At 53.8% G+C, this 8,156-nt stretch carries 8 protein-coding genes and 1 tRNA gene; 3 read left to right on the top strand and 6 right to left on the bottom strand.

What is annotated here, in order from left to right:
* The coding region (locus AB7E14_RS16740; protein WP_428169694.1) for a TA system toxin CbtA family protein at window positions 1–72 on the top strand (72 nt) is incomplete at its 5' end.
* Window positions 73–461: 389 nt separating this feature from the next.
* On the opposite strand, the gene AB7E14_RS16735 is transcribed toward AB7E14_RS16740, so the two are convergent.
* The 3 genes from AB7E14_RS16735 to proB all read right to left on the bottom strand — a co-directional run bounded on the left by AB7E14_RS16735 (window position 462) and on the right by proB (window position 3,020).
* Window positions 462–537: transfer RNA gene (locus tag AB7E14_RS16735), tRNA-Thr, on the bottom strand.
* Window positions 538–651: 114 nt separating this feature from the next.
* On the bottom strand, window positions 652–1,905 hold the full coding sequence (gene proA / locus AB7E14_RS16730) for a glutamate-5-semialdehyde dehydrogenase (RefSeq protein ID WP_058587677.1): 1,254 nt from the start codon (window positions 1,903–1,905) through the stop codon (window positions 652–654).
* An 11-nt stretch (window positions 1,906–1,916) separates the two neighbouring features.
* Complete coding sequence (gene proB, locus AB7E14_RS16725; protein WP_428169693.1) at window positions 1,917–3,020, bottom strand: glutamate 5-kinase; 1,104 nt, start codon at window positions 3,018–3,020, stop codon at window positions 1,917–1,919.
* 287 nt (window positions 3,021–3,307) lie between these two features.
* On the opposite strand from proB, the gene phoE reads away from it, so the two are divergent.
* Window positions 3,308–4,360, top strand: coding sequence for a phosphoporin PhoE (gene phoE / locus AB7E14_RS16720; RefSeq protein ID WP_058587675.1), 1,053 nt, complete (start codon window positions 3,308–3,310; stop codon window positions 4,358–4,360).
* A 79-nt stretch (window positions 4,361–4,439) separates the two neighbouring features.
* Here the strand turns inward: phoE and crl are convergent, their stop codons facing one another.
* The 3 genes from crl to gpt form a co-directional block, all read right to left on the bottom strand.
* On the bottom strand, window positions 4,440–4,841 hold the full coding sequence (gene crl, locus AB7E14_RS16715) for a sigma factor-binding protein Crl (protein ID WP_042997819.1): 402 nt from the start codon (window positions 4,839–4,841) through the stop codon (window positions 4,440–4,442).
* Window positions 4,842–4,898: 57 nt separating this feature from the next.
* Window positions 4,899–6,143, bottom strand: a complete 1,245-nt coding sequence (frsA, locus tag AB7E14_RS16710) for an esterase FrsA (RefSeq protein WP_042997820.1) — start codon at window positions 6,141–6,143, stop codon at window positions 4,899–4,901.
* A 99-nt stretch (window positions 6,144–6,242) separates the two neighbouring features.
* A complete protein-coding gene (gene gpt / locus AB7E14_RS16705; RefSeq protein ID WP_042997821.1) occupies window positions 6,243–6,701 on the bottom strand; it encodes a xanthine phosphoribosyltransferase in 459 nt (152 codons plus the stop codon).
* 294 nt (window positions 6,702–6,995) lie between these two features.
* Here gpt and pepD point away from each other — a divergent pair.
* On the top strand, window positions 6,996–8,156 hold a 1,161-nt coding region (gene pepD, locus AB7E14_RS16700), incomplete at its 3' end, for a beta-Ala-His dipeptidase (protein ID WP_428169692.1).

Here is an 8,156-nt window from a genome sequence, read left to right as displayed (position 1 = left end):
GCTGTAGACATTCTGCGAGCGCGGCAGGCAACTGGCTTGTTGCGGCAAAGCCGTAACAACGTAGTACGATGAACATTGCGTACAACCTTCCCGATTTACATTTCTGAACTTCCTCCCTTGTTTACCTATTGCGTAATGCGCCTGCTACTACCCGGCGGGCGCGTTATCTTTTTACGGACAAACAATCATGCAACCAGAAGTTGAAGTATTAACCGATCATAATGAGCTAATTTGTTCGAGCTTTATTGAACACATTGCCAACACATTAAATTTAGGAGTGGTGTAGACATGGACAACTAAACCTGCAGCCACGGATGTATAGTGAGCGAAGCCCTATCAGGCCTTTTTGGTCAGTAGATAAGATTGATCTTCGTTGATAGAATTTACTTACACCAGCTGTTACATGAAAATAATTTTTTGGTGGGAGAATGATAAGATCTTACGTAAGAATTTGATTTTAATGGTGCCGATAATAGGAGTCGAACCTACGACCTTCGCATTACGAATGCGCTGCTCTACCAACTGAGCTATATCGGCCCTGAAGAGGACGTGACCACGAGTGTGAACACGGGGTAGAAGGTTAAAACTAACCGGGCGATGCGTCAATAGCCTTGCGAATCAAGTGGCTGATTTTGCATCACCCGGCGTTATTTAGGCACGAATCGTATCGTCACCAAAGCCGATCCACTTATAGGTGGTCAGCGCTTCCAGCCCCATAGGACCACGGGCATGTAATTTTTGCGTACTGACGGCAACTTCCGCACCGAGACCAAACTGTCCGCCATCGGTAAAACGGGTCGAGGCGTTGACGTATACCGCGGACGAATCCACTTCGTTCACAAAACGGTTCGCGTTGTGCATGGTGCGCGTCAGGATGGCGTCGGAATGCTGAGTGCCGTGCTCGCGAATATGCGCGATGGCGTCATCCAGGTCCGCGACGATTTTGACGTTCAAATCCAGCGACAGGAACTCGTCGTCAAATTCTTCCGCTTTGACTGCCACCACGTTTGCCGGGCCTGAGCTCAACAGGGCAAGCGACCGTTCATCCGCATGCAGCGTTACACCGCTCTCAGCCATCTGCTGACTCAGCGCAGGCAGAAAACGCGCCGCGATGTCCTTGTGCACTAACAGCGTCTCTACCGTGTTACAGGTACTCGGACGTTGCGTTTTCGCATTGACGATAATCTTCAGCGCCGGGGCAATCTCTGCGCTGTCGTCGACAACGATATGACACACCCCAATCCCACCGGTGATCACCGGAATGGTCGACTGCTCGCGGCACAGCTTATGCAGACCCGCGCCGCCACGCGGAATCAGCATATCGATATATTTGTCCATGCGCAGCATCTCATTCACCAGCGCACGGTCGGGGCTTTCAATGGCCTGAACCGCCGCTTCCGGTAGCCCGCAGGAGGTTAACGCCTGCTGGATCACGCGCACGGTGGCAGCATTGGTGCGATACGTCTCTTTACCGCCGCGCAGAATCGCCGCATTGCCCGTTTTCAGGCACAGAGAGGCGACATCGACGGTGACGTTCGGGCGGGCTTCATAAATCACGCCAATCACGCCCAGCGGCACACGGCGACGCTCCAGACGCAGCCCGCTGTCCAGCAGCCCTCCGTCAATCACCTGCCCAACCGGATCCGCCAGATTGCAGACCTGACGGACGTCATCCGCAATGGCCTTCAGGCGCGCCGGCGTCAGCGCCAGGCGATCAAGCATCGCCTCGCTCAGACCGTTCGTACGCGCTTCGGCCACGTCCTGCGCATTGGCGTTCAGGATAGTTTCCGTTTGCGCTTCAAGCGCATCAGCTATTTGTTCCAGCACGCGATTTTTTTCGCGGCTGGAGAGTTGCGCCAGTTTGTACGACGCGGCCTTGGCAGCAATGCCCATTTGTTCCAGCATTTATCTGCTCCTTAACGGGTAATCATATCATCGCGATGAACGGCGACCGGGCCATATTCGTAACCCAGAATCGCGTCAATCTGCTGAGAGTGGTGTCCGGCAATGCGGCGCAGCGCGTCGCTGTTGTAGCGGCTCACGCCGTGGGCAATATCACGCCCCTCCAGATTACAGATGCGGATCACTTCACCACGTGAGAAGTTGCCTGTCACGCTTTTAATGCCTTTCGGTAGCAATGAACTGCCGCGTTCCAGAATCGCCGCCGTCGCGCCTTCATCGACGGTGATTTCACCAGCAGGCGGCGCGCCAAAGATCCAGCGCTTGCGGTTCTCCAGCGGAGAGGCCTGCGCATGGAAGCGGGTACCGACGGAAATGCCTTCCATCACGTCACCAATCACGCCCGGCTTGCTGCCAGCGGCGATAATCGTGTCAATCCCGGCGCGGCAGGAGACGTCAGCGGCCTGCAACTTAGTGCCCATGCCGCCTGTTCCCAGCCCCGATACGCTGTCGCCGGCGATTGCGCGCAACGCGTCATCAATCCCGTAGACATCTTTAATCAGCTCGGCCTGCGGGTCGGTACGTGGATCGGCGGTGAACAACCCCTGTTGATCGGTCAGAAGCTGCAGTTTGTCTGCCCCGGCGAGGATCGCCGCCAGCGCGGAGAGATTGTCATTGTCGCCCACTTTAATTTCCGCTGTGGCAACCGCATCGTTCTCATTGATAACCGGAACAATATTGTTATCCAGCAGGGCACGCAGGGTGTCGCGCGCATTCAAAAAGCGCTCCCGGTCTTCCATGTCCGCCCGTGTCAGCAGCATCTGTCCGACGTGAATGCCGTAAATCGAAAACAGCTGTTCCCACAGTTGGATCAGTCGGCTCTGCCCGACCGCCGCCAGCAGTTGCTTGGTGGCAATGGTCGCCGGCAGTTCCGGATATCCGAGATGTTCACGCCCGGCGGCGATAGCGCCCGACGTGACGATAACAATACGGTGTCCTGCGGCATGCAACTGCGCGCACTGACGAACAAGTTCTACGATGTGGGCACGGTTCAGGCGGCGCGATCCGCCCGTTAGCACACTGGTGCCGAGTTTTACCACCAGCGTCTGGCTGTCACTCATGATTCTCTGCCGTTCAAAATAGGGAAAATGATAGTAAACGAACGTTTTAGCAGGACTGGCCCCGGTTGCCAACAAGCAGCGCACAAAGCATGGAATTTTGTTGTGCTGGATCAGCAAGCGTAGCGGCAATTTTTGACGTTTTTATTACTGAAACAGAAAAACATCCTTTTTTAAAATTATTCTTACGTTGTCATAAAACCTTCACTCCAGAACGTTAAAACCCTCCTGTCTTTCAACGGGGATCACACCCAGTAAATAATAGCGCGTACGTTAAATCAGGACTGAAAATGAAAAAGAGCACTCTGGCATTAGTGGTGATGGGTATTGTGGCATCGGCATCCGTGCAGGCAGCGGAAGTGTTTAATAAAGACGGTAATAAACTGGATGTGTATGGCAAAGTTAAAGCGATGCACTATTTCAGCGACAATGACAGCAAAGACGGCGACCAGACCTATGTTCGCTTTGGTTTTAAAGGCGAAACGCAGATTAACGATCAACTGACCGGTTACGGTCGTTGGGAAGCGGAATTTGCGGGCAACAAAACCGAAAGCGAATCCGGTCAGAAAACGCGTCTGGCGTTTGCCGGGGTCAAGCTAAAAGATATCGGCTCTTTCGATTATGGTCGTAACCTGGGCGCAATGTATGACGTTGCCGCCTGGACCGATATGTTCCCGGAATTTGGTGGTGACGGCCTGGCGCAGACCGATAACTTTATGACCAAACGCGCCAGCGGTCTGGCGACATACCGGAACACCGACTTCTTCGGCGTGATCGACGGTCTGAACATGACCCTGCAATATCAGGGCAAAAACGAAGACCGTGACGTGAAGAAACAAAACGGTGACGGGTTCGGGACATCACTGAGCTACGACTTCGGCGGCAGCGATTTCGCGATCATTGGCGCCTACGCCAACTCTGACCGTACCAATGAGCAAAACCAGCAGGCGCGCGGTCATGGCCAGAATGCTGAAGGCTGGGCGACCGGTCTGAAATACGATGGCAACGACATCTATCTGGCGACCATCTATTCTGAAACCCGCAACATGGCGCCGATCTCCGGTGGTTTTGCCAACAAAGCGCAAAACTTCGAAGCCGTCGCACAATATCAGTTTGATTTCGGCCTGCGTCCGTCCATCGGTTACGTGCAGTCGAAAGGCAAAGATATTGAAGGTATTGGTGATGAAGATATCGTGAAATATATCGACGTCGGCGCGACCTATTATTTCAACAAGAATATGTCGGCGTTTGTTGATTATAAAATCAACCAGATTGATGACAACAACAAACTGGGCGTCAACAGCGATGACATCGTGGCGCTGGGTATGACCTATCAGTTCTGATGCCAGAATGGTCCGGATGAGTTGACTTATCCGGCTAAAAACAGAGAGGCCGGATGATTCATCCGGCCTCTTTTTTGGATTACGCCGTTAGCTTCACCGGCTCATCACGGAAATCGTCTGCGGGCTCCAGTGACAAATGCAGCGTGTTTAACAGCTCACGCAACTTCTCGTGAAACTCGCGCAGGGTATATTCCAGTCGCTCAACGACTTCTTTATCTTTGATCGCCACAGTCTTCCAGTCGCCCGCTTTGTCGAACAGACCAAATTTGTAGCTGTAGGTAAAACGCTTTTCGTGCGCTTCCAGTTCCATCCACCAGCCCCAGAATTCGCGCAGTTCAGGCGCGGGCTTCACGTTGACGCAAACAGCCAGACAATCGAAAAAGAATCGATTATCTTCGCACTTTCCTTCGCGGATATAAGGGCCAAGCGCGGTGAATTTCTTGATCAATCTGCTCTTCGGGTGTCCACTCGGTAACGTCATTGCGATCTCCTGTTGTGAAGCAACTGTTTTACCAAAACAGTAGAATTTAGCAAATTATTAACACAATCTCTTTTCAATCCAGCGGGTGATTTCCTGTAACGCGTTGTCAAAATTGCGATACACCGGATTGAAGGGAATCTCCAGCAGCTTACCGTCAGAAGATGAAGACGTGATTAAACGCGACTCCTCTTCCGGACTGAACGGATCGTTCTTCCAGAAGCCCGACAGCATTGGCGTCGGGCAGCGTCTGCCAAGCAGTCCCTGCACCTTCAGCGAATAGCGATTAAGCTCCACGCGCAACGCTTCATCGGACGCATCGTGCATCCCCAGTCGACTTGCCAGAACGTCAAGATACATTTCCGGTACCGCTCCCTGACGTAACGGATCGCTCAGCAACGCATGGACAACCGGACCGAGGCAGGCCACCGCTTTCAGACGCGGAGATTCAAGATAGGCCAGACGCACCGCCACGTTGGCACCAAAACGAAATCCGAACGCCGCCACCCGGGTATGATCCACCCACGGCACATTCGGCAGCGCTTTCAGCACATGCTGGTGCAACAGACTGGAGTCCTGAGAGAGCTTCCATTTTGACGAGAAACCGACGGAAGGCATGTCCAGCGTCAGCATGGCGATGCCGCGCGGCGCAAAATAACGCTCATACAGGGTGTAGTAATCGGTTTGCATTGAATCCAGACCGCCGCACATCAGCACCGTCGGAAACGGGCCGTCGCCTTTCGGCATATGCAAGAACCCGGTGACGGGCGAGCCGCCAGGCACGCTAAATTCCATCTCACGCAGCGTACCGGGCAGTCGCTGCGCGGCTTCTTCATAGGCACGGTTAGATAAGGCCTGCGCCTGTTCCGCCAGATCGTCCCCTTTCAGGTGCGGATAGGCAGCGATGTTGTACAGCGTCGAAGCGTGTAGCCAGTAGCGACCACTGCGCTCAGGGTCCGTTTCCTGGCAGGCTTTCTGCTGCCAGTCCATCGCCTGTTTTGCCCATTCATAAATCCAGTTGCCGCCACGGTAACCGATCACCGTATCGTAAAGATCGGCATCGGTGCGCTCGGCGTCACTCATCACGATGCGCGCCTGAACATCCAGAATTTCTCGCGGATCCACCCCGCGCCAGATCCACATCAGGCGGTTAATCATGCGATACCAGTGGGGAATATTCTTGCCATCCAGCGCCGATTGCACAGGCGGCTGCGTCCCGGCATTAAAACGGCGGACCAGGGTCGACGTTTCGGGATGTTTGAAACGGGGTTTGAACAGGATTTCGCTAAGATTAGCCTGTGACATGCGTACAGCCTCCTGAAGTACTCACTGAGGCTTATTGTAACCTGACACCGGCTAAATAGAACAACGCCCGGCAATGCCAGGCGTTGAAAAAGTCAGAGATTAGCGGCCAGAAATCGGCGGAACGAAGGTCACGCCCATATCCCACGGCTGCTCAATCCAGGTATCCTGCGGGATATCAATCACGTAATCATCGACTAACGGACGGCCTGCCGGTTTCGCGAAGATAGTGACAAAGTGCGCTTTTGGGTACATTTCACGGATAGCCACGGCGGTACCACCGGTATCCACCAGATCGTCGATGACGATAAAGCCTTCACCATCGCCTTCAGCGCGTTTCAGAACTTTCAGTTCACGCTGGTTGTCGTGATCGTAGCTGGAAATGCATACGGTATCGACATGACGAATGCCCAGTTCACGTGCCAGCAATGCGCCCGGCACCAGACCACCACGACTAACGGCAATGATGCCTTTCCACTGTTCTGAAGGCATCAGGCGGTTTGCCAGTTTGCGTGCATGGATCTGCAGCATGTCCCAGGTGACGACGTATTTTTCGCTCATGTGAAGTGTCCCAGCCTGTTTATCTACGGCTTAAAAAGTGTTCGAGGGGGAAATAGGTTGCGCGAGATTATAGAGATCTGAGCCACCAAAAACCAGTGTTTCGCGGAATCGGGCCCTCTTTTTACGTGCTTTATACTCGCAGCGGGCGCAGAAAGTGGTATTCTCAAGCGCATCTCGCAAGCCAGACTTGTGGTAATAATTAACCTGCTAACCCTGTGACCTGCAAGCCTGTTTGCAGCGCATCTATACCCTGAATACCACCTAAAGTATGACGGGTATACAAGGAGAATTATCGTGTCTGAACTATCTCAACTCTCCCCGCAACCGCTGTGGGATATTTTTGCAAAAATCTGTTCTATTCCTCACCCGTCCTATCATGAAGAGCAGCTCGCTGAGCACATCATCGGCTGGGCAAACGAGAAAGGTTTCCACGTCGAGCGCGACCAGGTAGGGAATATCCTGATTCGCAAACCGGCCAGTGCGGGAATGGAAAACCGTAAACCGGTGGTTCTGCAGGCGCACCTGGACATGGTGCCGCAGAAAAACAACGACACTGTGCACGATTTCACCAAAGATCCGATCCAGCCTTATATTGATGGCGAATGGGTGAAAGCGCGTGGTACCACGCTGGGCGCCGATAACGGCATCGGGATGGCTTCCGCATTAGCGGTTCTGGCTGACGACAGCGTCGTTCACGGCCCGCTGGAAGTGCTGCTGACCATGACCGAAGAAGCGGGGATGGACGGTGCATTTGGTCTGCAGGCCAACTGGCTGCAGGCGGATATTCTGATCAACACCGACTCGGAAGAAGAAGGTGAGATCTACATGGGTTGCGCAGGAGGGATCGACTTCACCTCTAACCTGTCGCTGACCCGCGAAGCCGTTCCGGCAGGTTTCCAGACCTTTAAGCTGACGCTGAAAGGGCTGAAAGGCGGTCACTCCGGTGGCGAAATCCACGTTGGTCTTGGCAACGCAAACAAACTGCTGGTTCGTTTCCTGGCCGGTCATGCTGAAGAGTTGGATCTGCGTCTGGTCGATTTCAACGGCGGTACGCTGCGTAACGCGATTCCACGTGAAGCCTTTGCGACCGTTGCCGTTGCGGCAGACAACGTAGAGGCGCTGAACGCACGGGTTAACGCTTATCAGGACATCCTGAAAAACGAACTGGCTGAAAAAGAGAAAAACCTGGTGGTTCTGCTGGAGAGCGCCGCGAGCGATAAAGCCGCACTGACCGCACAATCTCGCGATGGCTTTATCCGTCTGCTGAACGCAACGCCGAACGGTGTGATCCGCAATTCCGACGTCGCAAAAGGCGTGGTTGAAACCTCACTGAACGTGGGCGTCGTCACCATGACCGACGACAACGTCGAAATCCATTGCCTGATCCGTTCGCTGATCGACACCGGTAAAGACTATGTCGTTAGCATGCTGGATTCGCTGGGGAAACTGGCAGGC

This window comes from Citrobacter sp. (assembly GCF_050252275.1).
GTDB classification, from domain to species: Bacteria; Pseudomonadota; Gammaproteobacteria; order Enterobacterales; family Enterobacteriaceae; genus Citrobacter_A; species Citrobacter_A amalonaticus.
The sequence above is the reverse complement of the archived record's forward strand: the minus strand, read 5'-3'. Positions and strand labels throughout refer to the sequence as shown.

What these genes read in the sequence shown, in the direction of transcription:
- proA (WP_058587677.1), bottom strand. Translation starts at nt 1,905, where the DNA reads ATGCTGGAACAAATGGGCATTGCTGCCAAGGCCGCGTCGTACAAACTG.
- proB (WP_428169693.1), bottom strand. Translation starts at nt 3,020, where the DNA reads ATGAGTGACAGCCAGACGCTGGTGGTAAAACTCGGCACCAGTGTGCTA.
- phoE (WP_058587675.1), top strand. Translation starts at nt 3,308, where the DNA reads ATGAAAAAGAGCACTCTGGCATTAGTGGTGATGGGTATTGTGGCATCG.
- crl (WP_042997819.1), bottom strand. Translation starts at nt 4,841, where the DNA reads ATGACGTTACCGAGTGGACACCCGAAGAGCAGATTGATCAAGAAATTC.
- frsA (WP_042997820.1), bottom strand. Translation starts at nt 6,143, where the DNA reads ATGTCACAGGCTAATCTTAGCGAAATCCTGTTCAAACCCCGTTTCAAA.
- gpt (WP_042997821.1), bottom strand. Translation starts at nt 6,701, where the DNA reads ATGAGCGAAAAATACGTCGTCACCTGGGACATGCTGCAGATCCATGCA.